19 protein-coding genes are annotated in these 24654 nt (G+C 62.5%); 11 read left to right on the top strand and 8 right to left on the bottom strand.

Annotation, left to right across the window (positions count from 1 at the left end; all coding sequences use genetic code 11):
- Positions 1 to 5 precede the first annotated feature (5 nt).
- From lptF to pdxJ, 8 genes are all read left to right on the top strand, one after another.
- The gene (gene lptF / locus AB4N42_RS26330) at positions 6 to 1127 is read left to right on the top strand and encodes an LPS export ABC transporter permease LptF (protein ID WP_030139616.1); all 1122 of its coding nucleotides are present in this window, start codon (positions 6 to 8) and stop codon (positions 1125 to 1127) included.
- Positions 1120 to 2181 (top strand): LPS export ABC transporter permease LptG, encoded by a 1062-nt coding sequence (gene lptG / locus AB4N42_RS26325; RefSeq protein WP_030139615.1) that lies wholly within the window; start codon positions 1120 to 1122, stop codon positions 2179 to 2181. Before lptF ends, lptG begins: the two co-directional genes overlap by 8 nt.
- Positions 2182 to 2417: 236 nt before the next feature.
- Positions 2418 to 4217, top strand: coding sequence for a translation elongation factor 4 (gene lepA, locus AB4N42_RS26320; protein WP_030139614.1), 1800 nt, complete (start codon positions 2418 to 2420; stop codon positions 4215 to 4217).
- Positions 4218 to 4222: 5 nt separating this feature from the next.
- Positions 4223 to 5077 (top strand): signal peptidase I, encoded by an 855-nt coding sequence (lepB, locus tag AB4N42_RS26315; protein WP_217861321.1) that lies wholly within the window; start codon positions 4223 to 4225, stop codon positions 5075 to 5077.
- 184 nt (positions 5078 to 5261) lie between these two features.
- Positions 5262 to 5951: a ribonuclease III gene (rnc, locus tag AB4N42_RS26310; RefSeq protein ID WP_030139612.1), complete on the top strand. Its 690-nt coding sequence runs from the start codon at positions 5262 to 5264 to the stop codon at positions 5949 to 5951.
- Positions 5944 to 6846: a GTPase Era gene (gene era, locus AB4N42_RS26305; RefSeq protein WP_030139611.1), complete on the top strand. Its 903-nt coding sequence runs from the start codon at positions 5944 to 5946 to the stop codon at positions 6844 to 6846. The genes rnc and era overlap by 8 nt, the downstream gene beginning before the upstream one ends.
- A 168-nt stretch (positions 6847 to 7014) precedes the next feature.
- A complete protein-coding gene (gene recO / locus AB4N42_RS26300; protein ID WP_030139610.1) occupies positions 7015 to 7698 on the top strand; it encodes a DNA repair protein RecO in 684 nt (227 codons plus the stop codon).
- A gap of 50 nt (positions 7699 to 7748) precedes the next feature.
- Positions 7749 to 8492 (top strand): pyridoxine 5'-phosphate synthase, encoded by a 744-nt coding sequence (gene pdxJ, locus AB4N42_RS26295; protein ID WP_460115561.1) that lies wholly within the window; start codon positions 7749 to 7751, stop codon positions 8490 to 8492.
- A gap of 189 nt (positions 8493 to 8681) precedes the next feature.
- On the opposite strand, the gene mltF is transcribed toward pdxJ, so the two are convergent.
- The gene (mltF, locus tag AB4N42_RS26290) at positions 8682 to 10142 is read right to left on the bottom strand and encodes a membrane-bound lytic murein transglycosylase MltF (protein WP_460115560.1); all 1461 of its coding nucleotides are present in this window, start codon (positions 10140 to 10142) and stop codon (positions 8682 to 8684) included.
- 287 nt (positions 10143 to 10429) lie between these two features.
- Between mltF and purL the strand changes: the two genes are divergently transcribed.
- Both purL and AB4N42_RS26280 read left to right on the top strand, forming a co-directional pair.
- Positions 10430 to 14326, top strand: coding sequence for a phosphoribosylformylglycinamidine synthase (gene purL / locus AB4N42_RS26285; RefSeq protein WP_460115559.1), 3897 nt, complete (start codon positions 10430 to 10432; stop codon positions 14324 to 14326).
- A gap of 4 nt (positions 14327 to 14330) precedes the next feature.
- Positions 14331 to 14642: an NGG1p interacting factor NIF3 gene (locus AB4N42_RS26280; RefSeq protein WP_460115558.1), complete on the top strand. Its 312-nt coding sequence runs from the start codon at positions 14331 to 14333 to the stop codon at positions 14640 to 14642.
- 244 nt (positions 14643 to 14886) lie between these two features.
- Here AB4N42_RS26280 and nagE read toward each other — a convergent pair whose 3' ends face one another.
- The 7 genes from nagE to AB4N42_RS26245 form a co-directional block, all read right to left on the bottom strand.
- Positions 14887 to 16596, bottom strand: coding sequence for an N-acetylglucosamine-specific PTS transporter subunit IIBC (gene nagE / locus AB4N42_RS26275; RefSeq protein WP_460115557.1), 1710 nt, complete (start codon positions 16594 to 16596; stop codon positions 14887 to 14889).
- 33 nt (positions 16597 to 16629) lie between these two features.
- On the bottom strand, positions 16630 to 19143 hold the full coding sequence (ptsP, locus tag AB4N42_RS26270; RefSeq protein ID WP_460115556.1) for a phosphoenolpyruvate--protein phosphotransferase: 2514 nt from the start codon (positions 19141 to 19143) through the stop codon (positions 16630 to 16632).
- 52 nt (positions 19144 to 19195) lie between these two features.
- Positions 19196 to 20218: an SIS domain-containing protein gene (locus AB4N42_RS26265; RefSeq protein ID WP_030139603.1), complete on the bottom strand. Its 1023-nt coding sequence runs from the start codon at positions 20216 to 20218 to the stop codon at positions 19196 to 19198.
- Complete coding sequence (gene nagA, locus AB4N42_RS26260; protein ID WP_217861323.1) at positions 20199 to 21305, bottom strand: N-acetylglucosamine-6-phosphate deacetylase; 1107 nt, start codon at positions 21303 to 21305, stop codon at positions 20199 to 20201. The genes AB4N42_RS26265 and nagA overlap by 20 nt, the downstream gene beginning before the upstream one ends.
- Before the next feature lie 17 nt (positions 21306 to 21322).
- Positions 21323 to 22054 (bottom strand): GntR family transcriptional regulator, encoded by a 732-nt coding sequence (locus AB4N42_RS26255; protein ID WP_030139601.1) that lies wholly within the window; start codon positions 22052 to 22054, stop codon positions 21323 to 21325.
- Positions 22055 to 22658: 604 nt separating this feature from the next.
- Positions 22659 to 23165, bottom strand: a complete 507-nt coding sequence (locus AB4N42_RS26250; RefSeq protein ID WP_030138556.1) for a L,D-transpeptidase family protein — start codon at positions 23163 to 23165, stop codon at positions 22659 to 22661.
- A gap of 184 nt (positions 23166 to 23349) precedes the next feature.
- Positions 23350 to 23901: an NUDIX hydrolase gene (locus AB4N42_RS26245; protein ID WP_030138555.1), complete on the bottom strand. Its 552-nt coding sequence runs from the start codon at positions 23899 to 23901 to the stop codon at positions 23350 to 23352.
- 146 nt (positions 23902 to 24047) lie between these two features.
- Between AB4N42_RS26245 and AB4N42_RS26240 the strand changes: the two genes are divergently transcribed.
- Entirely contained in the window at positions 24048 to 24647 is a 600-nt protein-coding gene (locus AB4N42_RS26240) for a CoA pyrophosphatase (protein ID WP_030138554.1), read from the top strand.
- The last annotated feature ends 7 nt before the right edge of the window (positions 24648 to 24654 follow it).

Here is a 24654-nt window from a genome sequence, read left to right as displayed (position 1 = left end):
CTGGTTTGATCGTCTTTCGTTATCTGTCCCGCGAAGTCCTGCTGACCCTGAGCGCGGTCAGCGCCGTGCTGCTGGTCATCATCATGAGCGGGCGCTTCATCAAGTACCTCGCGCAGGCGGCCTCCGGCGCCCTGGACCCGGGCTCGTTGTTCCTGATCATGGGATTCCGCCTGCCGGGCTTCCTGCAACTGATCCTGCCGCTGGGGTTGTTCCTCGGCATCCTGCTGGCTTACGGTCGCCTGTACCTGGACAGCGAAATGACCGTGCTGTCCGCCACGGGCATGAGCCAGCAGCGACTGTTTCGCATCACGTTGTTCCCGGCAACGCTGGTGGCGCTGGTGGTGGCCTGGCTGAGCCTGAGCCTGGCGCCCCAGGGAGCCAACCAATTCCAGCTGCTGATCAACCAGCAGGACGCCATGACCGAATTCGACACCCTGGTGCCGGGGCGCTTCCAGGCCCTGCGTGACGGGACGCGTGTCACCTACACCGAACAGCTTTCGGATGACCGGATCAACCTGGGGGGCGTCTTCATCACCCAGAAAAACCTGTCTTCGGATGCCAAGAAAGACCGCGGGATCTCCGTGCTGGTGGCCGAGAAGGGTCGGCAGGAAATCAACCCGGACGGTAACCGCTACCTGATTCTCGAGAATGGCTACCGCTACGACGGCAAGCCGGGCCAGGCCGATTATCGCGCTATCAAATACGACACCTACGGCGTGTTGCTGCCCAAGCCCGAGGCCAGCGACGAAGTCACCGATCGCGATGCGATGCCGACTTCAAGCCTGCTGGGCAGCAATGACATCCGCGCCCGTACCGAGCTGCAGTGGCGCTTGTCGCTGCCGCTGCTGGTGTTCATCGTGACGCTCATGGCGGTTCCGCTGTCGCGGGTCAACCCCCGCCAGGGCCGTTTCCTCAAGCTATTGCCAGCGATCCTTTTGTACATGGCTTACCTGACCATCCTGATTTCCGCCCGCAGCGCCCTGGAAAAAGGCAAGATCCCGCCGGCGCTGGGCCTGTGGTGGGTGCATTCGATATTCCTCGCCATTGGGCTCGGGTTGCTCTATTGGGAGCCCATGCGCCTGAAGCTCGCCAGCCGTCGCAGTGCGCTGGAGGTGGCCCGTGGTTAAACTCGACCGCTACATCGGCAGCAGCGTATTCATGGCGATCCTTGCTGTGCTGGGGATCATTCTTGGCCTGGCGACCTTGTTCGCGTTCATTGATGAAATGAGCGACGTCAGCGACACCTACACCCTGGCGGACGTCCTCAGCTACGTGTTGCTGACCGCGCCGCGGCGCCTGTATGACATGTTGCCGATGGCTGCGTTGATCGGCTGCCTGATTGGCTTGGGCAGCCTGGCGAGCAACAGCGAATTGACCATCATGCGCGCGGCTGGCGTGTCCATCGGTCGGATTGTCTGGGCAGTGATGAAGCCGATGCTGGTACTGATGCTGGTCGGTGTGCTGATCGGCGAATATGTTGCCCCGGCCACCGAGAACACCGCCCAGGCCAACCGTTCCCTGGCCCAGGGTGGCGGCGATGCGCAAAGCGCCAAGCACGGCCTTTGGCACCGCCAGGGTGATGAGTTCATCCATATCAACTCGGTCCAGCCGAACGGTACCTTGTATGGCGTGACTCGCTATCGTTTCGACGATCAGCGGCACATGCTGTCCTCGAGTTTCGCCAAACGCGCCAAATTCGCCGAAGATCACTGGCAACTGAGCGACGTCACCACCACTCTGTTCCACGACAAACGCACCGAAGTGGTCGCCGCTCCAACGGAGCGCTGGGACGTGGCGTTGAGCCCGCAACTGCTCAGCACCGTCGTGATGGCGCCAGAATCGCTGTCGATCACCGGCCTGTGGGGCTACATCCACTACTTGGCAGACCAGGGCCTGAACAACGGGCGCTACTGGCTGGCTTTTTGGGTCAAGGTGTTGCAACCGCTGGTGACCGCTGCCCTGGTGCTGATGGCGATTTCCTTCATCTTCGGTCCGCTGCGTTCGGTGACCCTCGGCCAGCGGGTGTTCACCGGCGTGCTGGTGGGCTTTACCTTCCGTATTGCCCAGGACTTGTTGGGGCCATCGAGCCTGGTGTTCGGTTTCTCACCGCTGTTTGCGGTGCTGGTGCCGGCCGGTGTTTGCGCGTTGGCCGGCCTCTGGCTGCTGCGTCGGGCGGGTTGATCCCATTTTCTTGTGGCGGGGGAGCTTCTGTGGCGAGGGAGCTTGCTCCCGCTGGACTGCGCAGCAGTCCCCTGCAGCCTGCCTGGCACATCGCCATGGCGGATAATCGAGGGGCCGCTTCGCAGCCCAGCGGGAGCAAGCTCCCTCGCCACACGTGACGCTTGCTCAATGGATCAGGTACAATTCCCGGCTATTTTTCGGCGGGCCTTGCCTGCAGCCTTTTTGAGTGTTGATCCGTGAGTGATTTGAGTCATATCCGCAATTTCTCCATCATCGCCCACATTGACCATGGCAAGTCGACGCTGGCTGATCGCTTCATCCAGATGTGCGGCGGCCTGGCCGAGCGTGAAATGGAAGCCCAGGTCCTGGACTCCATGGACCTCGAGCGTGAACGCGGGATCACCATCAAGGCCCACAGCGTTACCCTCTACTACAAGGCCAAAGACGGCATTACCTACCAGCTCAACTTCATCGATACCCCGGGCCATGTCGACTTCACCTACGAAGTCAGCCGGTCCCTGGCGGCCTGTGAAGGCGCGTTGCTGGTGGTCGATGCCGGCCAGGGCGTCGAGGCCCAGTCCGTCGCCAACTGCTACACGGCCATCGAGCAAGGCCTGGAAGTCATGCCGGTGCTGAACAAGATCGACCTGCCACAGGCCGATCCGGAACGCGTGAAGGAAGAAATCGAGAAGATCATCGGCATCGACGCCACCGACGCGGTCACCTGCAGCGCCAAGACCGGCCTGGGCGTCGACGAAGTGCTCGAGCGCTTGGTAACGACCATTCCCGCACCGACCGGCAATATCGAAGATCCGCTGCAAGCGTTGATCATCGACTCCTGGTTCGACAACTACCTGGGCGTGGTCTCCCTGGTTCGCGTGCGCCACGGCCGCGTGAAGAAAGGCGACAAGATCCTGGTCAAATCCACCGGCAAGATCCACCTGGTGGACAGCGTCGGTGTCTTCAACCCGAAACACACCGCCACCGTCGACCTGAAGGCCGGTGAAGTGGGCTTCATCATCGCCGGTATCAAGGACATCCACGGTGCGCCGGTCGGCGACACCCTGACCTTGAGCACCACCCCCGACGTCGAAGTGCTGCCCGGTTTCAAGCGTATCCAGCCGCAGGTCTACGCCGGCCTGTTCCCGGTCAGCTCCGACGATTTCGAGGACTTCCGCGAAGCCCTGCAGAAGCTGACCCTGAACGACTCGTCCCTGCAATACACCCCGGAAAGCTCCGACGCCCTGGGCTTCGGTTTCCGTTGCGGGTTCCTGGGCATGCTGCACATGGAAATCATCCAGGAGCGCCTGGAGCGCGAGTATGACCTGGACCTGATCACCACGGCGCCAACGGTGATCTTCGAACTGCTCCTCAAGAACGGCGAGACGATCTACGTCGACAACCCGTCCAAGCTGCCGGACCTGTCGGCCATCGAGGACATGCGCGAGCCGATCGTGCGCGCCAACATCCTTGTGCCTCAGGAACACCTGGGCAACGTCATTACCCTGTGCATCGAAAAACGCGGCGTGCAGCACGACATGCTGTTCCTCGGCACGCAGGTCCAGGTGACCTACGACTTGCCGATGAACGAAGTGGTGCTGGATTTCTTCGATCGGCTGAAATCCACCAGTCGCGGCTATGCTTCGCTGGACTATCATTTCGATCGCTACCAATCGGCTAATCTGGTGAAGCTGGATGTGCTGATCAACGGCGAGAAAGTCGATGCCCTGGCATTGATCGTGCACCGTGACAACGCGCACTACAAAGGTCGCGCGTTGACCGAGAAGATGAAGGAACTGATTCCGCGGCAGATGTTCGACGTGGCAATCCAGGCCGCCATTGGCGGTCAGATTGTGGCGCGTACAACCGTCAAGGCGCTCAGAAAGAACGTATTGGCCAAATGCTACGGCGGCGACGTCAGCCGTAAGCGCAAGCTGTTGGAAAAGCAGAAGGCCGGTAAAAAACGCATGAAGCAGGTCGGTAACGTGGAAATTCCACAGGAAGCCTTCCTTGCGGTGCTCAGGTTGGATAGTTAGGTCCTATGTCGCTAAATTTCCCGCTGTTGCTGGTTATCGCCGTGTTTGTCTGCGGCCTGTTGGGGTTGCTCGATCTATTGTTCCTGGCGCCCCGGCGCCGGGCCGCCATTGCCTCTTATCAGGGCAGCGTCAGCCAGCCTGATGGCGTGGTCATTGAAAAGCTCAACAAGGAACCGCTGCTGGTCGAGTACGGCAAGTCGTTCTTTCCAGTGCTGTTCATCGTGCTCGTGCTGCGCTCGTTCCTGGTGGAGCCGTTCCAGATCCCGTCCGGCTCGATGAAGCCGACCCTGGATGTGGGCGACTTCATCCTGGTGAACAAGTTTTCCTACGGGATCCGGTTGCCGGTGATCGACAAGAAAGTCATCGAGATCGGCGACCCGCAACGCGGCGATGTGATGGTGTTCCGCTACCCAAGCGATCCGAACGTCAACTACATCAAGCGCGTGGTCGGCCTGCCGGGCGACAAGATCCGCTACACCGCCGACAAGCGTCTGTTCGTCAATGGCGAGCTGGTAGCCGAGCAACTGATCGGCTCCGAGCCGGGCACGCTGGGCAGCGCCGAGCTCTACAAGGAAAAACTCGGCGAAGCCGAACACCTGATCCGCAAGGAAATGAGCCGCTACCGCGCCACCCCGGACCATTCGTGGACCGTGCCGGCGGAGCACTACTTCATGATGGGTGACAACCGCGACAACTCCAACGACAGCCGCTACTGGGATGATCCGAGCATTCCCAAGGACCTGCTGGGCATGGTCCCCGACCGCAACATTGTCGGCAAGGCCTTTGCGGTCTGGATGAGCTGGCCGGAACCCAAACTCAGCCACCTGCCGAATTTCTCGCGGGTTGGCCTGATCAAGTAATCACACACGGCGCTGTTGAACACAGCGCCGAATGCTTTTCTGGAGCCTGCACAAGGTTGCCCGAAGGCATGAAGCCAACGATAGTCAGGACGTCATTTTTGAACACAGCGTTAATTGTCCCAAGCCAGCGGCGCCTCGTCGCCGTGGCGGTGGAATCCAGCCACGAACTCAGCGTGGGTAAACCGTGAGCGTTTCTCTAAGCCGCCTCGAGCGTCAGCTCGGCTACACTTTCAAGGATCAGGAGCTGATGCTCCTGGCCCTCACTCACCGCAGTTTTGCCGGGCGCAACAACGAACGCCTGGAATTCCTCGGCGATGCCATCCTCAATTTCGTCGCCGGCGAGGCGTTGTTCGAACGCTTTCCCCTGGCTCGCGAAGGCCAATTGTCGCGTTTGCGCGCACGATTGGTAAAAGGTGAGACCCTGGCCGTACTGGCCCGTGGTTTCGACCTGGGCGATTATCTACGCCTGGGGTCGGGTGAGCTGAAAAGCGGCGGTTTCCGTCGCGAGTCGATCCTCGCCGATGCCCTGGAAGCATTGATTGGCGCGATCTACCTGGATTCGGGCATGGAAATGGCGCGCGAGCGTGTGCTGGCCTGGCTGACGTCCGAGATCGACAGCCTGACGCTGGTGGACACCAACAAGGATCCCAAGACCCGCTTGCAGGAATTCCTGCAATCGCGCAGTTGCGAACTGCCACGCTATGAAGTGGTGGATATCCAGGGTGAGCCGCATTGCCGAACCTTCTTCGTCGAGTGCGAAGTGGTCCTATTGAATGAAAAAAGCCGAGGCCAGGGCGTCAGCCGTCGTATTGCCGAACAGGTCGCGGCCGCTGCAGCACTGATCGCCTTGGGCGTGGAGAATGGCAATGACTGATACAACCGTCACCCGCTGCGGCTATGTCGCCATTGTCGGTCGGCCGAACGTGGGCAAGTCCACGCTGTTGAACCACATCCTGGGCCAGAAGCTGGCGATTACCTCGCGCAAGCCGCAGACCACCCGCCACAACATGCTGGGCATCAAGACCGAAGGCGACGTGCAGGCGATCTACGTCGACACCCCGGGGATGCACAAGGGCGGTGAAAAGGCCCTGAACCGCTACATGAACAAGACTGCTTCGGCGGCGCTGAAAGACGTCGATGTGGTGATCTTCGTGGTCGATCGCACCAAGTGGACCGAAGAAGACCAGATGGTCCTCGAGCGCGTCCAGTACGTGACCGGTCCGCTGATCGTGGCGCTGAACAAGACCGATCGCATCGAAGACAAGGCAGAACTGATGCCGCACCTGAGCTGGTTGCAGGAGCAGTTGCCGAATGCCCAGATCATCCCGATCTCCGCCCAGCATGGCCATAACCTCGACGCGCTGGAGCGGGTGATTGCCGAGCACCTGCCGGAAAACGATCATTTCTTCCCCGAAGACCAGATCACCGACCGCAGCAGCCGCTTCCTCGCCGCTGAACTGGTGCGCGAGAAAATCATGCGCCAGATGGGTGCCGAGCTGCCATACCAGATCACCGTCGAGATCGAAGAGTTCAAGCAACAGGGGAAGACCCTGCATATCCATGCCTTGATTCTCGTCGAACGTGACGGCCAGAAGAAGATCATCATTGGCGACAAGGGCGAGCGCATCAAGCGCATCGGCACCGAGGCGCGCAAGGACATGGAGCTGCTGTTCGACTCCAAGATCATGCTCAACCTATGGGTCAAGGTGAAGGGCGGCTGGTCCGATGACGAGCGGGCGTTGCGTTCGTTGGGTTACGGCGACCTCTGATTAGCTGGATATACCGAGAACCATTGTGGGAGCGAGCTTGCTCGCGATGAGGGCCTGATATTCAACATGGACGTTGACTGACAGACCGCTATCGCGAGCAAGCTCGCTCCCACATTGGTTTCGGGTTGTTTATAAAATTTTGCTCGCCCAGTGAGAACTGCGACTTTAATGTCCCAACCCATCGCCCAACCCGCCTACGTCCTCCACAGCCGCGCCTACCGCGAAAGCAGCGCCCTGGTGGATTTCCTCACGCCCCAAGGGCGGCTGCGGGCGGTGTTGCGTGGGGCGCGGGGCAAGGCCGGGACGCTGGCGCGGCCGTTCGTGCCGCTGGAGGTCGAGTTTCGCGGGCGGGGCGAGTTGAAGAACGTCGGGCGCATGGAAAGCAACGGCGTCGCGGCCTGGCTCAACGGCGAGGCGTTGTTCAGCGGCTTGTACCTCAATGAGCTGTTGATCCGCCTGCTGCCCGCCGAAGATCCCCATCCCGCCGTTTTCGATCATTACACCGCGACGCTGCTGGCCCTGGCCGAAGGCCGGCCGCTGGAGCCGTTGCTGCGCTCCTTCGAATGGCGCCTGCTGGACGACCTGGGCTATGGCTTTTCCCTCGACACCGACCTGCACGGCCAGCCCATCGCCGCTGACGGGCTGTACCGCTTGCAAGTGGACGCGGGCCTGGAGCAGGTCTACCAGTTGCAACCGGGGCTGTTCAATGGCGTTGAGCTCTTGGCCATGGCCGAAGCCGACTGGACCGCGCCCGGTGCGTTGGCGGCCGCCAAGCGTTTGATGCGCCAAGCGCTGGCGGTTCACTTGGGTGGCCGGCCGCTGGTCAGTCGCGAGCTGTTTCGCAAGCCCTGATCTCCCCGTATGCTGTGGGCCGAATCTCTGTCCATTCAGGAGCGCTTTTCGTGAGCACCAGCAATCGCATTCTTCTCGGTGTGAACATCGACCATGTCGCCACCCTCCGCCAGGCCCGTGGTACGCGCTACCCGGATCCGGTCAAGGCTGCGCTGGACGCTGAAGAGGCGGGTGCCGACGGCATCACCGTGCACCTGCGTGAAGACCGTCGCCACATCCAGGAGCGCGACGTGTTGCTGCTCAAGGATGTGCTGCAGACCCGCATGAATTTCGAAATGGGCGTGACCGAGGAAATGATGGCGTTCGCCGAGCGCATCCGCCCGGCGCACATCTGCCTGGTACCGGAAACCCGGCAGGAACTGACCACCGAAGGCGGCCTCGACGTCGCGGGGCAGGAATCGCGGATCAGCCTGGCGGTGGAACGCCTCTCGAAGATCGGCGCCGAGGTGTCGCTGTTCATCGACGCCGACGAGCGGCAGATCGAAGCCTCCAAGCGGGTTGGCGCCCCGGCCATCGAACTGCACACCGGGCGTTACGCCGATGCCGAGACGCCCACCGACGTGGCCGATGAACTGCAACGAGTGGCCGACGGCGTCGCTTTTGGCCTGGCCCAAGGCCTGGTCGTCAACGCCGGCCATGGCCTGCATTATCACAACGTCGAAGCCGTCGCGGCGATCAAGGGCATCAACGAACTGAACATCGGCCATGCGCTGGTGGCCCGTGCGTTGTTCGTCGGGTTCAAGTCGGCGGTGGCGGAGATGAAGGCGCTGATCCTGGCGGCTGCCAGGTCCTGAGCCCACCACAAAACTTCTAAACGCCCCGATCAAAACTGTGGGAGCGGGCTTGCTCGCGAAGGCGTCAGGTCAGTCACCATTGAAGTGGCTGACACACCGCTTTCGCGAGCAAGCCCGCTCCCACAGGGGATCTTGGCTGGATACAAAGTATGTGGGTAGTCCAAGCAAAGCTGTGGGAGTGGGCAGCTGTCAGAGCTGCGGGGATTCCTGGTTTGGCTTGCTCTTGTCCACGCCCGGCACATGCAGGTTGCCTTCGGCCACCTGGTTACCTTCGAGCTGCGGCTGCGTCACCCAGGTGAGGATGTCGTAGTAGCGACGGATGTTCGCCACGAAATGCACCGGCTCGCCGCCCCGGGCGTAGCCGTAGCGGGTCTTGCTGTACCACTGCTTCTGGGAGAGGCGCGGCAGGATTTTCTTCACATCCAGCCACTTGTTCGGATTCAGCCCTTCCTTGGCAGCGAGCTTGCGCGCGTCGTCGAGGTGGCCACTGCCCACATTGTAGGCGGCGAGGGCGAACCAGGTGCGGTCCGGTTCTTCGATGCTCTCGTCCAACTGATCCTTCATGTAGGCCAGGTATTTGGCGCCGCCCATGATGCTCTGCTTCGGATCCAGGCGATTGGACACGCCCATGGCCTGGGCGGTGTTCTGGGTCAGCATCATCAGGCCGCGCACGCCGGTCTTGGACGTGACCGCCGGTTGCCAGAGTGATTCCTGGTAACCGATGGCGGCCAGCAAGCGCCAATCGACTTTTTCTTTCTTGGCGTAGGCCTTGAAGTGCTGCTCATACTTGGGCAGCCGTTGCTGCAGGTGTTGGGCAAAGGTTGTCGCGCCCATGTAGCCGAGGACATCGACGTGCCCGTAATAGCGGTCCTTGAGGCGTTGCAGCGTGCCGTTCTTCTGCACCTTGTCCAGGTAGGCATTGATTTCGTTGAGCAGGCTGTTGTCTTCGCCGGGACCGACCGCCCAACTCTGGCTGCGCGCGTCGCCCAGGTCGAACGCCACGCGCACGTTGGGGAAATACACCTGGTTCATCGCCACTTCGTTGGAATCGACGAGGGTCAGGTCGATCTGGCCCTCATCGACCATGCGCAGCAGGTCGACGACTTCAACCGCGTCGGACTCTTCGTATTCGATGCCTGGGTATTGCAGCTTCAACTGCGCCAATTGCTCGGCGTGGGTGCTGCCCTTGAGCACCATGATCTTCTTGCCGGCCAGGCCTGCCGCGTCGGTGGGGCGTGACTGGCCGTTGCGATAGATGATCTGGGGGGTGACTTCCAGATAAGGATGGGAGAACCGCACCTGCTGCTTGCGCGGCTCGCTGCTGACCAGGCCCGCGGCGGCCAATACCGGGCCATTCGGCTTGCCGACCTGGCCGAACAGGTCATCCAGGTTGTCGGCGGTCTCGATTTTCAGCTCGACCCCCAAATCCTCGGCGAAGCGCTTCACCAGCTCGTATTCGAAGCCGGTCTCACCATTGCGATCCTGGAAGTAGGTGGCGGGGCTGTTCCGGGTAACGACCCGCAGCACGCCATCCTCCTTTACGCGCTCCAGTGTGTTGGGTTTCTCAACACAACCACTGAGCACCAGGAAGAGTCCGGTTGCGATCAGCCATCTGGCGTACCGCGGACGCAAAGCCGTTGGGGAAAACATCTGCGCAGTATACGCAAACGGCCTCGACCGCCATATATCGACAGCAAAAGGCCAGTCTGCTAGAGGTTGCAAAACATGTCCGCGAGCCAGGCGGGCCGGCGCCCGGCGGGGTTCCTTGCGATAAAAAATAACTCCGGGGCGCGCGCCGGATGGCCGCGCCAGCGAGCGGCCGGCGGCACGACCGACGTTCGGCTGGCATCACACGTACCGTTTCGGGTGCCGTCGCCAGCGGTTTAGGCTAGAATGCACGGCCTCAAAGCACACCCCTTCCCGAGGCTGTCCCGAAGATGTTGATCCTGCGCGGCGCTCCTGCCCTTTCTGCCTTTCGCCACAGCAAACTTCTTGAGCAACTGAGCCAGAAAGTCCCGGCTGTCAGCGGCTTGTATGCTGAATTCGCTCACTTCGCCGAAGTCACCGGCGGTTTGACCGGCGACGAACAGCAGGTGCTCGCGCGCCTTCTGAAGTACGGTCCAAGTGTTCCGGTCCAGGAGCCAACCGGTCGCCTGTTCCTGGTATTGCCGCGTTTCGGCACCATTTCGCCATGGTCGAGCAAGGCCAGCGACATCGCCCGCAACTGCGGCCTGGCAAAAATCCAGCGCCTGGAGCGCGGCATTGCCTTTTATGTCGCCGGTGAGTTCAGCGAGGCCGAGGCCCAACTGATCGCCGATGGCCTGCATGACCGCATGACCCAGGTCGTCCTGGGCAACCTGGAACAGGCTGCCGGCCTGTTCAGCCACGCCGAACCCAAGCCACTGACCGCCATCGACGTGCTGGGCGGTGGCCGTGCCGCGCTGGAAAAAGCCAACGCCGAGCTGGGCCTGGCCATGGCCGAAGACGAGATCGATTACCTGGTCAACGCCTTCCAGGGCTTGAAGCGCAACCCGCATGACATCGAACTGATGATGTTCGCCCAGGCCAACTCCGAGCACTGCCGCCACAAGATCTTCAACGCCAGTTGGGACATTGACGGCCAGAGCCAGGAAAAAAGCCTGTTCGGCATGATCAAGAACACCTACCAGATGCACAACGAAGGTGTGCTGTCGGCCTACAAGGACAACGCCGCAGTCATCGTCGGCAACGTTGCCGGTCGTTTCTACCCGAACCCTGAGACCCGCCAGTACGGTGCGGTCCAGGAGCCGGTGCACATCCTCATGAAGGTCGAGACCCACAACCACCCGACGGCCATTGCCCCGTTCCCGGGCGCGTCCACCGGTTCCGGTGGCGAGATCCGCGACGAAGGCGCCACCGGTCGCGGTGCCAAGCCCAAGGCCGGCCTGACTGGCTTCACCGTGTCGAACCTGCAGATCCCGGGCTTCGAACAGCCGTGGGAAAAGCCGTACGGCAAGCCTGAGCGCATCGTCAACGCCCTCGACATCATGATCGAAGGCCCACTGGGCGGCGCGGCGTTCAACAACGAATTCGGTCGCCCGGCCCTGACTGGCTACTTCCGTACCTTCGAACAATCCATCACCACTCCACGTGGCGAAGAGGTTCGCGGCTACCACAAGCCGATCATGCTCGCCGGCGGCATGGGCAACATCCGCGCCGAACACGTGCAGAAAGGCGAGATCGTGGTCGGCTCCAAGCTGATCGTCCTCGGCGGCCCGGCCATGTTGATCGGCCTGGGTGGCGGCGCGGCTTCGTCCATGGCCACCGGCACCAGCTCGGCAGACTTGGACTTCGCTTCGGTCCAACGGGAAAACCCGGAAATGGAACGCCGCTGCCAGGAAGTCATCGACCGTTGCTGGCAGTTGGGTGAGCACAACCCGATCAGCTTCATCCACGACGTCGGTGCGGGCGGCCTGTCCAATGCCTTCCCGGAGCTGGTCAACGATGGTGGCCGTGGTGGTCGCTTCGAATTGCGCAACATTCCGAACGACGAGCCGGGCATGGCCCCGCACGAAATCTGGAGCAACGAATCCCAGGAACGTTATGTCCTGGCGGTCGGCCCGGCCGACTTCGAGCGCTTCCAGGCCATTTGCGAGCGCGAGCGTTGCCCGTTCGCCGTGGTCGGTGAAGCCACCGCCGAACCGCAACTGACCGTGACTGACAGCCATTTCGGCAACAGCCCGGTGGACATGCCGCTGGAAGTGCTGCTGGGCAAGGCCCCGCGCATGCACCGTTCGGCCGTTCGCGAAACCGAGCTGGGCGACGATTTCGATCCGTCCACCCTCGACATCGCCGATTCCATCGAGCGCGTGCTGCATCACCCGGCCGTGGCGAGCAAGAGCTTCCTGATCACCATCGGCGACCGCACCATCACCGGCCTTGTAGCCCGCGACCAGATGGTCGGCCCGTGGCAGGTACCGGTGGCCGACGTGGCTGTGACCGCCACCAGCTTCGACGTCTACACCGGCGAAGCCATGGCCATGGGCGAGCGCACGCCGCTGGCGCTGCTGGACGCCCCGGCGTCGGGCCGCATGGCGATCGGCGAAACCCTGACCAACATCGCGGCTTCGCGCATCGGCAAGATTTCCGACATCAAGCTGTCGGCCAACTGGATGTCCGCCGCCGGTCACCCGGGTGAAGACGCCCGCCTGTACGACACCGTCAAGGCTGTCGGCATGGAGCTGTGCCCTGAGCTGGGCATCACCATTCCGGTGGGCAAGGACTCCATGTCCATGGCCACGCGCTGGAATGACGAAGGCGTGGACAAGAGCGTGACCTCGCCGCTGTCGCTGATCGTGACCGGTTTCGCCCCGGTCACCGACATCCGCCAGACCTTGACCCCGCAACTGCGCATGGACAAGGGCACCACCGACCTGATCCTGATCGACCTGGGCCGTGGCCAGAACCGCATGGGCGCCTCGATCCTGGCCCAGGTGCATGGCAAGCTCGGCTCGCAAGCGCCGGACGTCGACGATGCCGAAGACCTGAAGGCGTTCTTCGCCGTGATCCAGGGCCTCAACGCCGACGGTCACCTGCTGGCCTACCACGACCGTTCCGATGGCGGCTTGCTCACCACCGTAATGGAAATGGCCTTCGCCGGTCACTGCGGCCTGAACCTGACCCTGGACAGCGTCGCCGAATCCGCCGCCGAGATCCCGGCGATCCTGTTCAACGAAGAGTTGGGTGCGGTGATCCAGGTTCGCCAGGACGCCACCCCGGACATCCTCGCCCAGTTCAGCGCCGCCGGCCTGGCCGAGTGCGTCTCGGTGATCGGCCAGCCGATCAACAACGCCCACATCAACATCACCTTCAACGGCGACACCGTCTTCGAAGGCCAGCGCCGCCTGTTGCAGCGCCAGTGGGCCGAGACCAGCTACCAGATCCAGCGCCTGCGTGACAACGTCGAATGCGCCGAGCAGGAATTCGACGCGCTGCTGGAAGAAGACAATCCGGGCCTGAGCGCCAAGCTCAGCTACGACGTCAACGACAATGTGGCCGCGCCGTACATCAAGAAAGGCATTCGCCCACAAGTGGCCGTCCTGCGCGAGCAGGGCGTCAACGGCCAGGTGGAGATGGCGGCAGCGTTCGACCGCGCCGGTTTCAACGCGATCGACGTGCACATGAGTGACATCCTCGCCGGTCGTGTCGATCTGAACGACTTCAAGGGCATGGTCGCCTGCGGCGGCTTCTCCTACGGTGACGTGCTGGGTGCCGGTGAAGGCTGGGCCAAGTCGGCGCTGTTCAACAGCCGCGCCCGCGATGCGTTCCAAGGCTTTTTCGAACGCACCGACAGCTTCACCCTTGGCGTGTGCAACGGTTGCCAGATGATGTCCAACCTGCACGAGCTGATCCCGGGCAGCGAGTTCTGGCCGCACTTCGTGCGTAACCGTTCCGAGCAGTTCGAAGCCCGTGTCGCGATGGTTCAGGTGCAAGAATCGAACTCGATCTTCCTGCAGGGCATGGCCGGTTCGCGCATGCCGATCGCCATCGCCCACGGCGAAGGCCATGCGGAGTTCCAGAGCGAAGAAGCGTTGCTCGAAGCCGACCTGTCCGGTTGCGTGTCGCTGCGTTTCGTCGACAACCACGGCAAGGTCACTGAAACCTACCCGGCCAACCCGAACGGCTCGCCGCGCGGGATCACTGGCCTGACCAGCCGCGACGGCCGCGTCACGATCATGATGCCGCACCCTGAGCGGGTGTTCCGCGCGGTGCAGAACTCGTGGCGTTCGGACGACTGGAACGAAGACGCGCCATGGATGCGCATGTTCCGCAACGCCCGCGTCTGGGTGAACTGAGGCGGTGTACAAGCTCTGCTTATTCGTCCCGGCCAGTCATGTGGACGAGGTCAAAAGCGCCGTATTCGCTGCCGGTGGCGGACGAATCGGCGACTATGACCACTGCGCCTGGCAGGTGCTGGGCCTGGGTCAGTTTCGCCCCTTGGACGGCAGCCAGCCGTTCATCGGCGAGGCCGGGCAGGTCGAGCAGGTCGAGGAGTGGAAGGTAGAGCTTGTTGTCGCCGATGAGTTGATCCGCCCCGTGGTGGAGGCGCTGAAACAGAGCCATCCCTACGAGACACCGGCGTATGAGGTGTGGCGGTTGGAGGAATTCTGATTCTCCCGCTGTTGTAATAAAAAACCCGCTGATCGATTCAGCGGGTTTTTTATTGCCCTCCATTTCTGTTTACATATAACTGTGGCGAGGGGATTTATCCCCGCTGGGCTGCGCAGCAGCCCCAAATATTGACTCCCGGTTTGTCAGGCAGATGGGGCTGGTTGCTTAGGGGGCCGCTTCGCGGCCCAGCGGGGATAAATCCCCTCGCCACAAATTGTGTCCTGTTAGGGATTATTGTGGGGCTCTAAGCCTTGATCCCAGCCCTCGGGCTCAGCATCACCGTCTCCAACGCCCGCCACAACCCCGGCGCTTTCTCCCCTAGCAGCAAGTGCCAGACGCCACCCTCCAATGAACTAACCCCCTGACAACCCAGCGCCTTGAGCTGGTTTTCCGACAATCCCTTGCCATCGGCCAGTTGCACCCGCAAACGGCTCATCGCCACGCAATCAAGCTGCAATACATTCCCGCCACCGCCCAGGGCATCGAGCCATTGTTGCGCTTCGGCAGTGGATACGCGTGGCGATTCTTCGATAGTTTCCGGTTCGGGCGTTGGGGCAGCCTGATCGGAAGAGGGCAACGCCAAGCGAATTTCATCCGCAATGCTATCCGCCATCGGCCCCACCACCACTTGCAAGCTGCCGCCATTACCCGGTCTGACCACGGCCATCGCGCCGAGGGCCTTGAGCTGCGCGTCGGACGCCTTGCCGCGATCCACCATGTCCAGGCGCAGGCGGGTGGTGCAGGCGCCAACAGTGATCAGGTTGTCGGCACCGCCCAAGGCTTGGATATACGCAGCGGCGCGTTGGTTTTCGGCGATGACCGGTTTGTCGCGCACCGGTACTTCCTCACGCCCCGGCGTCTTCAGGTCGAAGCGGCGGATGCAGAAGTCGAACACCAGGTAATAAATCGCCGCGTAGGCCAGGCCCACCGGGATGACCAACCAACCGTTGGTGGATTTGCCCCAGCCCAGGACCATGTCGATGAAACCGCCCGAGAAGGTAAAGCCCAGGTGGATATTCAGCAGGTTCGTCACCGCCATCGACAGGCCAGTGAGCAGCGCATGGACCAGGTACAACAGCGGCGCAAGGAACATGAACGCAAATTCGATCGGCTCGGTGACGCCGGTCAGGAACGAAGTCAGCGCCATCGACAGCAGGATCCCGCCCATGACCTTGCGCCGCTGGGGCAGGGTGTTGCGGTACATCGCCAGGCACGCGGCGGGCAGGCCGAAAAGCATCACCGGGAACATGCCGGTCATGAACTGGCCGCCCTTGGGGTCGCCGGCGAAATAACGGGTCAGGTCACCGGTCACCACCGCGCCGGTGGCGGGATCGGTGAAGCTGCCGAAGATAAACCAGGCCATGTTGTTGAGGATGTGGTGCAGGCCGGTGACGATCAGCAATCGATTGAATACACCGAAGACGAACGCACCGAAGCTACCGCTGGCCATCAGCAGCTCGCCGAAGCTGTTGATGCCGTGCTGGATCGGCGGCCAGACCAGGCCGAACACCAGGCCCAGGCCGACGGCGCTGAAACCGGTGACGATCGGCACGAAGCGCCGGCCGCCAAAGAACGCCAGGTACTCCGGCAGCTTGATGTCCTTGAAACGGTTGTACAGCGCGCCGGCCAGCAAGCCACTGATGATCCCGGCGAGCATGCCCATGTTGATGGTCGCATCGAGCACCTTCAGCGTCGCGATCATGACCAGGTAGCCGATGGCCCCGGCCAGTCCGGCGGTGCCGTTGTTGTCCCGGGCGAACCCCACGGCGATGCCGATGGCGAAGATCATCGGCAGGTTGGCAAAAATCGCTTCGCCAGCGTCGTGGATGATCGCGATGTTCAACAGGTCCGTGTCACCCAGGCGCAGGAGCAGGCCGGCGATCGGCAGGATCGCGATCGGCAGCATCAGCGCCCGGCCGAGGCGTTGCAGCCCTTCGATGAAATGCTGGTACATGGCGTCTCTCCTTTTATTGTTCTTCGACGGGCTTCAGCCCAGGGGCCAATGTTGATGACAGGCCTGGCGCACGGCGGCGGCGCTGGCCAGGTTCAGCAAGTCGGTACTGATGCGCTGGCACTGGGCGGCATCCAGGTGGCGTACGCGGTCCTTGATCTCACCGACCTGCGGCGGGCTGACCGACAGTTCCCGTACACCCAGCCCGATCAGCACCGGCGTCGCCAGCGGATCGGAGGCCAGGGCCCCGCACACCCCGACCCAGCGCCCATGCCTGGCCGCACCGACGCAGGTCTGGGCGATCAGCCGCAACAGCGCCGGGTGCAGGGCATCGACCCGGGCGGCGAGACCGGCGTGGTCGCGGTCCATGGCGAGGGTGTACTGGGACAGGTCGTTGGTGCCGATGGACAGGAAATCTGCGTGTTCGGCCAGCTGTTCGGCGAGCAGTGCGGCGGCTGGCACTTCGATCATCACCCCAAGCTGCGGGCGCTCCTCCAGGCCGAGTTCGGCGGCCAAGGCATCAAGGCGCTGGCGGATGTGCAGCAGTTCGTCAACCTCGGTGACCATCGGCAACAGAATGCGGCAGTGCTGCAGTGGACGGGTTTGCAGCAGTGCCCGCAATTGCTGATCCAACAGTTCCGGCCGCACCTGGGCCAGGCGAATGCCTCGCAGGCCGAGCACCGGGTTGGCTTCGGCCGGCAGCGGCAGATACTCCAATTGCTTGTCGCCGCCGACGTCGATGGTGCGGATGATCACGGGCCTGTCGCCCATGGCATCGAGCACGGCCTGATAGGTCTCGCGTTGTTCTTCGTCGTCGGGGGCGGTGTGGCGGTCGACGAAGAGAAATTCGGTGCGCAGCAAGCCGATGCCATCGGCACCGTTGGCGAAGGCCTCGCCCGCTTCGACGCTGGAGGCAGCGTTGGCGGCGACTTCGATCCCTATTCCATCAACCGTTCGCGCCGGCGTATGGGCGAGGGTCTGTTGCTGGGCGCGCAAGGCGACGCGTTGACTGTGCACTTGCTGCACTTGTGTCAGTCGCTCGGCGCTTGGCGTGAGTTCGAGGCGGCCGCCGTCTGCGTCCAGCACCACCGATTGGCCCGGCGCCTGTGCAAGCAGGGCCTCGCCCAACGCCACCAGGCAGGGCAGGCCTTTGCCCCGGGCCAGGATCGCCACGTGGGAGGTCGCGCCGCCTTCGGCCATACATACGCCGGCCACGCCTTGGGCGCTGAGTTGCAACAGGTCTGAGGGGGTCAGCTCTCGCGCGGCGACGATCGCGCCTGTCGGTACGTCGAACTTACAGGCTTCACCCAGCAACACCCGCAGAACCCGCTGGCGCAGGTCGTGCAAATCATTGGCGCGCTCGGCCAGCAGTGCACTGCCCAATTGCCGTAGCACCTGGCACTGCATGTCGATGGACTGGCTCCAGGCATGGGGCGCGGCACGGCCCTGATCGATCGAGAGGTCAGCGGCGTCCAGCAGGACCGGGTCTTCCAGCAACGCCAGATGGGCGCTGAAAATGGCCTGCTCATCGATGTGGCGCCGGGCCTTGGCGTGTTCCAGCGTGATCTGGATGTCGCGACTGACGTGGGCCAGGGCTTGGCGCAGTCGTTGACGTTGCTCTTCGACGTCATGTCCACCGACATCCTCGGGCAATTGAATGCCCTCCAGCCGGACCAGCGTCCCGCTGACCAGTCCGGGGGCGGCGCAGACGCCGTGCAGCACACCCTCTTCAGCGGCCCGGCTCGGTGCCTTGGCCTGGGGCGCCTGGGTATGAGCCTCTTCGGCCAGGGCCGTGGACAGGGTGGTCAACAGCGCTTGCAACGCCGCTTCGGCATCGCTGCCGCGACAACTGACATGCACCTCAGCCTGTTCGTTGATCGCCAGGCCCATCATGCCCATGACGCTGTCGCAGGACGCCGACCGACCGCCAAAGTGCAGCTGCGAGCGACTCTTGAACCCTTGCGCGGTCTGGCGGACCAAGGCTGCCGGTCGGGCGTGCAGGCCTCCCCGATGGGCGATACGGATCTGGCCGAACACCTCGATGCCGACGTCCAACTCATCGTCACGTGTTTCATTCGGTGTCTTGCTGACGATGTGCAGCAACGGTTCGCCGACCTTGACGCCTTTAAGTGTGATCGGCCGTGCCTGGAAGTGTTCGCCGTTGGTGATGACCAACAGGCTGACCAGGCTTTTGCAGCGCTGGGCCACGTTGTCCAGGTCATAGCGCAGCAGCGCCTGGCCGTTGCTGACTCGCGCACCTTCCTTGACCAGTATGGAAAAACCGTCGCCCTGCAACTCGACGGTGTCCAGCCCGAGGTGCAGCAGCAATTCGGCGCCGTTGTCGGCCCGCAGTGTTACGGCGTGGCCGGTACGAGCGACGTGGATCACCTCGCCGTCGCAGGGGGCGTAGAGGGTATCGTTCAGTGGATCAATGGCGATCCCATCGCCCATCGCACCGCTGGCGAACACCGCGTCCGGCACGTTGGCGAGGGTGAGCACCGGACCGCTGAGCGGGGCGCTGAGGATCAGCTCTTTATTGTTGTTGGGCATGGGCTCGCTCTCTTTGGGATCATTGGCCTTGCATGAAAAGAACGCTGGCGGTTCAGTGGGTCCGGGTGACCTTGCTCAAGTGCCGTGGCTGATCGGGGTCCAGGCCTCGGGCCACGGCCAATCGGGCGGCCATGCCGTAAAAGCTCTGGATCGCCAGGATCGGGTCCAGGGCCGGATGCCCGGCGCGACTCAGCGTCAAGTCGCGCTCGGCGATGTCATCGGGGGCGGCCAGCAGTACCCGGGCGCCGCGCTCGCGCATGTCGGCGGCCAGGCTCAACACGCCAGCCTGCTCGGCACCGCGCGGAGCAAAAACCAGCAGCGGATAGTTTTCGTCGATCAGGGCCATCGGCCCGTGACGGACTTCGGCGCTGCTGAAGGCTTCGGCCTGGATCGCCGAGGTTTCCTTGAACTTGAGTGCCGCTTCCTGGGCGATGGCAAAACCGGCGCCACGACCAATCACCATGAGCCGTTGGCAGTCACGCAGCGCTTCGACGGCGGCGCTCCAATCCTGGCTCGCCGCGTCGCGCAGGCCTTCGGGCAGCGCATGGCCGGCTTCGAGCAACTCGGTGTCGTCCTTCCAGTGGGCCACCAACCGCGCACTGGCGCTGAGGGTGGCAATGAAACTCTTGGTCGCGGCTACACTGCTCTCGATGCCGGCGCACAACGGCACGCTGAATTCGCAGGCCGCCTCCAGCGGAGAATCCTCTGCGTTGACCATCGCCACGCTCAACGCGCCGCGCTTGCGCAACAGGCGCAGGCTGTTGACCAGGTCCGGGCTCTGCCCCGACTGCGAGAACGCGAACGCCACCTGGCCGCTGACCTTCAGCGGCGCCTGTTGCAGCGTGACCACCGACATCGGCAGCGATGCCACCGGCAAGCCCAATTGCTGCATGGTCAGGTAAGCGAAATAACTGGCGGCGTGGTCGGAACTGCCCCGAGCCACGGTCATCGCCACTTGCGGCGGTTGACGACGCAAGCGTCCGGCGATTTCCGCCAGCGTCGGATCCAGTCGCTGCAATTGACGCTCGACGGCTTCGGCTGAGGCGAGGGCCTCTTCAAGCATTTTGGAAGTCAACGGCTTCTCCTTCGACCATTACGTCGATCAGGTTCAGGGCACGGTCAAGGCGCACGCAGTCGGCCCAGGCTCCGGGATGCAGGCGTCCGCGCTCGGGCAGGCCGAGGTAGTCGGCGGGGAATTGCGACAGGCGTCGGGAGGCGTCGTCGAGGGGCAGGCCGATCTTCACCAGGTTGCGCAGGGCCTGGTCCATCGTCAGGGTGCTGCCGGCCAAGGTGCCGTCGGCCAGCCGCACGCCGCCCAGGCATTTGGTCACGGTGTGGCTGCCCAGCTTGTATTCGCCATCGGGCATGCCGGCGGCGGCGGTGGAGTCGGTAACGCAATACAGGCACGGGATCGAACGCAACGCCACGCGCATGGCACCGGGGTGCACGTGCAGCAGATCCGGGATCAGCTCGGCGTATTGCGCATGGGCCAGCGCCGCACCGACGATGCCCGGTTCGCGGTGATGCAGCGGGCTCATGGCGTTGTACAAATGGGTAAAACTGCTGGCCCCGGCGGCCAGTGCCGCGACGCCTTCTTCGTAGCTGCCGAGGGTATGGCCGATCTGCATGCGCACACCGCGAACGCTGAGGGCACGGATCAAGGCATCGTGGCCGGCGATTTCCGGTGCGATGGTAATCACCCGGATCGGCGCCAGGGCCAGGTACGTTTCCACCTCGGCCATTAACGCGGTGTGGGCGAAATTCGGTTGCGCGCCGAGTTTGCCGGGGTTGATGTAAGGGCCTTCCAAGTGAACACCGAGGACACGTGCGCTGCCGCTGGGCCGCCGTTCGCAGAACTCACCGAGGGCCTTGAGGACGCTGGCGATTTCTTCGCTTGGCGCGGTCATGGTGGTGGCGAGCAACGCCGTGGTGCCAAAGCGCACGTGGGTACGGGCGATGGTTTCGAAGGCTGGGGCGCCTTCCATGATGTCCTTGCCGCCACCACCGTGCACATGCAGGTCGATGAAACCGGGCAGCAGGTAGGGCAGGTCGTTGCTCGTCGGGTCGCAGGGCTGGCCTTCGACGGACACGACCTTGCCGTGTTCATGGATCAGGCGGCCGCGTATCCAGCCGTTGGCGGTGAGGATGTTGTCTTCGGACATTGGAATTCTCTGGTCGTCTAGCGCCGCAGCTCTGCGACAAAGTCGTAGTAGTCGTTGCGGCAATAGGTGTCGGTGACTTCGATGGGCGTGTTGTCTTCCAGGTAGCCGACCCGCGTCATCAGCAACATCGCGGTGCCGGGGGCGATGCCCACCAGGGCGGCGAATTCGTCCGAGGCGTTGATGGCCTGGATGTGTTGCAAGGCTCGGACAACCGGTTTGCCGATGCCATCGAGAAATTCATAAAGCGAATCGCCCACCGCCTGCGGCTTGGGAATGATCGACGCCGGCAGGGTGCTCATCTCGATTGCCATGACCGTGTCGTCGGCCTTGCGCAGCCGTTTGAGGCGGGCGACTTTGTCGGTGGGTGACAGGCCCAGGCGGATCAGTTCTTCGTGGGTCGGCGGGGTGATTTCCCGCTCCAGCCATTGGGAACCGGGCACGAAGCCCTTGAGGCGGAGCATCTCGCTGAAGCCACTGAGGCGCGAGAGCGGTTGTTCCAGGCGCGGGGTGATGAACGTTCCGGAGCCTTGGTTGCGGCGGATCAGGCCTTGTTCGAAGAGTACTTCCAGCGCCTTGCGGGCGGTGACCCGGGAAATGCCCAGTTGCTCGCTCAGGCTGCGCTCGGACGGCATCGCTTGTTCGGCTTTCCACTGGCCGGCGTGGATGGCCGCTTCGAGGTTGCGGGCCAGTTGCAGGTAGAGCGGGGTGGGTTGGGTGTCGTCGGGGCGCAGGGCCAGGATGTCGTTCATGTGCGGTGTGTCCGATGCGGTTGTTGTGGGCGTTGTCGCTCGGTGATTGGGGTGGAAGCTAATACCACTTGAATACCATGTCAACGCTGCTTCTGGCGCTTGATATGAGTTCATGGGGCATTTTTGGAAGGTTGGCTTTAAGTGGTATTAGTGTGGTGGAGGTGGTGCGTGGAGTTACGGTGTCGAGCTGATGTTTTTGAGGGCAGTGGTATGCACCGAGGGCAGGTTACGCAATTTGATTTTTATTTCTGGGGCACCGAGTTTCTCCTGTGGGAGCGAGCCTGCTCGCGAAGGCGGCAACACAGTCGATGAAGATGCTGAATGTGCCGGCCTCTTCGCGAGCAGGCTCGCTCCCACAGGGGCAGGTGTCGATCACTGGTTCTGTGAACAACAAAAATCCATTGTGGAGCGAGCTTGATCGCGATAAATCGAAAGACGGACACAAAAATTCCGGTGGAACACCGAACCTGTGGCGAGGGAGCTTGCTCCCGCTGGATGCGTCAGCATCCCCTGCGGTGTGATGGCTGGTAAAGCAGGGGGCCGCTTCGCAACCCAGCGGGAGCAAGCTCCCTCGCCACAAGAGCTCCTCGCCGCGAAAATGGGGCTACGGCCGAATCTCGATCATCGTCCCATCCGGCACCAGGTTCCACACCTCGCGCATGTCCACATTGCGCATGGCGATGCAGCCGTCGGTCCAATCCAGGGTATGGAACAACTGCTCGGGGTTTTCTTCCGTATCGGGCGTGCCGTGGATCATGATCATGCCCCCCGGCTCCACGCCTTCGCGGCGGGCGCGGGCGGCGTCGCTGATGTTGGGGTAGGAGATGTGCATCGACAGGTAGAACTTGTCGCTGACCTTGCGCCAGTCAATCCAGTAGAAGCCCTCGGGGGTGCGCTTGTCGCCCTCGATCAGCTTGGGGCCTTTCTTGGCGCCCTTGCCCAGGGAAATGCGATAGGTCTTGAGGGGCTTGCCGTCGTTGATCAATTGCAATTGATGGGCGGACTTGAGCACCAGGACTTTTTCGATGACTTTGCCGTTGTAGGTTCCCACGGCAGCGGCTTGGGACACGGCGGTAAACGACAAGCAGAACAGGACAAGCAACCAGCGCATTGAAACGATATCCCTAGAGGTGTCGCGGCTATATTGGATTTTCTAGGCTCTGTACGAAATGTATCCGCACTTGCCCATACTGCGTTGAAACGAGGCTCGGAATGCTCATGTACTCCAGTACACTGCGCTTCCTCGCCCCGTTTCGCCTTGTCTGGCCTTCGCGCGAACACATTTCGTACAGAGCCTACGTATTGGCAGGCTGAGCCAGCGGCGGTATCGACTCGGATCGCACCGGGTAGTCCTCGGCCCGCCGGTCAGCGTAGAAGTATTCTAGGGTACGGCCCACCGTGCGGAAAGCCAGCTCGTCCCACGGTATATCGGCTTCTTCGAACAGCTTCACTTCCAGGCTTTCCGGCCCGGCGGCGAAATCCTCGTCCACCAGCTCGGCGCGGAAGAATACATGGACCTGGCTGATATGCGGGACGTCAATCAGCGTATAGATACTCAGGTTGCGTACCCGGGCGCAGGCTTCTTCGGCGGTTTCACGCGCGGCGGCCTGCTCGACAGTTTCGCCGTTTTCCATGAAGCCCGCCGGCAGTGTCCAATAACCGCGCCGCGGCTCGATGGCGCGCCGGCACAACAGGACTTTGCTGCCCCAGGTCGGTACGCAACCGGCCACGATGTTGGGGTTCTGGTAGTGAATGGTGTGACAGGTGTCGCAGACAAAGCGCAGTCGCGAGTCGCCCTCGGGTATGCGCTGGGTTACCGGGTTACCGCACTGGCTGCAGAATTTCATGCTGGGATTCCTGGAGGCTGCGCCTATCTTGGCGTGTACTGGGCGGTATCGGCAAGTTGTCGTTTCGCGACATGACGCGGTCCGGGGCTTGGGCCGCTTGCCTGATTGGTGCATGATGCTAGGCAGCGAATAAATCGAGAAGTCTCATGCTGGACGAGCTACTGCATCGAGTAAGCAACCATACGCCGCGCGATCTGGAGACCGATCGGCGTTTCCCTGAAGCGGCGGTGCTGGTGCCGATCACGCGCAGTGATGAACCGGAGCTGGTGCTGACCCTGCGCGCCAGCGGTCTCTCGACCCACGGCGGCGAAGTTGCGTTCCCCGGCGGACGTCGAGACCCGGAAGACCCAGACCTGATCTTCACCGCCCTGCGCGAAGCCGAAGAGGAAATTGGCCTGCCCCCTGGCCTGGTGGAGGTGATCGGTCCCCTCAGCCCACTGATCTCATTGCACGGTATCAAGGTCACGCCTTACGTCGGTGTGATTCCGGACTATGTCGAATACCAGGCCAACGATGCCGAGATCGCCGCGGTGTTCAGCGTGCCGCTGGAGTTTTTCCGCAAGGATCCGCGCGAACACACCCATCGCATCGACTACCAGGGCCACAGTTGGTACGTGCCCAGCTACCGTTTCGAGGGGTACAAGATCTGGGGGCTGACGGCGATCATGATCGTGGAGTTGGTCAACTTGCTGTACGACGCCGGTATCGACCTGCACACGCCGCCCAAGACTTTCATCAATACATGATGCCCCG

The organism is Pseudomonas sp. H2_D02 (assembly GCF_054677635.1).
This window is presented reverse-complemented; position numbering and strand designations above follow the sequence as displayed.

Coding starts and splice junctions, on each gene's coding strand:
- lepB (WP_217861321.1), top strand. CDS start 4,223: ATGTCGCTAAATTTCCCGCTGTTGCTGGTTATCGCCGTGTTTGTCTGC.
- era (WP_030139611.1), top strand. CDS start 5,944: ATGACTGATACAACCGTCACCCGCTGCGGCTATGTCGCCATTGTCGGT.
- recO (WP_030139610.1), top strand. CDS start 7,015: ATGTCCCAACCCATCGCCCAACCCGCCTACGTCCTCCACAGCCGCGCC.
- mltF (WP_460115560.1), bottom strand. CDS start 10,142: ATGTTTTCCCCAACGGCTTTGCGTCCGCGGTACGCCAGATGGCTGATC.
- purL (WP_460115559.1), top strand. CDS start 10,430: ATGTTGATCCTGCGCGGCGCTCCTGCCCTTTCTGCCTTTCGCCACAGC.
- nagE (WP_460115557.1), bottom strand. CDS start 16,596: ATGTACCAGCATTTCATCGAAGGGCTGCAACGCCTCGGCCGGGCGCTG.
- ptsP (WP_460115556.1), bottom strand. CDS start 19,143: ATGCCCAACAACAATAAAGAGCTGATCCTCAGCGCCCCGCTCAGCGGT.
- nagA (WP_217861323.1), bottom strand. CDS start 21,305: ATGTCCGAAGACAACATCCTCACCGCCAACGGCTGGATACGCGGCCGC.
- AB4N42_RS26255 (WP_030139601.1), bottom strand. CDS start 22,054: ATGAACGACATCCTGGCCCTGCGCCCCGACGACACCCAACCCACCCCG.
- AB4N42_RS26250 (WP_030138556.1), bottom strand. CDS start 23,165: ATGCGCTGGTTGCTTGTCCTGTTCTGCTTGTCGTTTACCGCCGTGTCC.
- AB4N42_RS26245 (WP_030138555.1), bottom strand. CDS start 23,901: ATGAAATTCTGCAGCCAGTGCGGTAACCCGGTAACCCAGCGCATACCC.
- AB4N42_RS26240 (WP_030138554.1), top strand. CDS start 24,048: ATGCTGGACGAGCTACTGCATCGAGTAAGCAACCATACGCCGCGCGAT.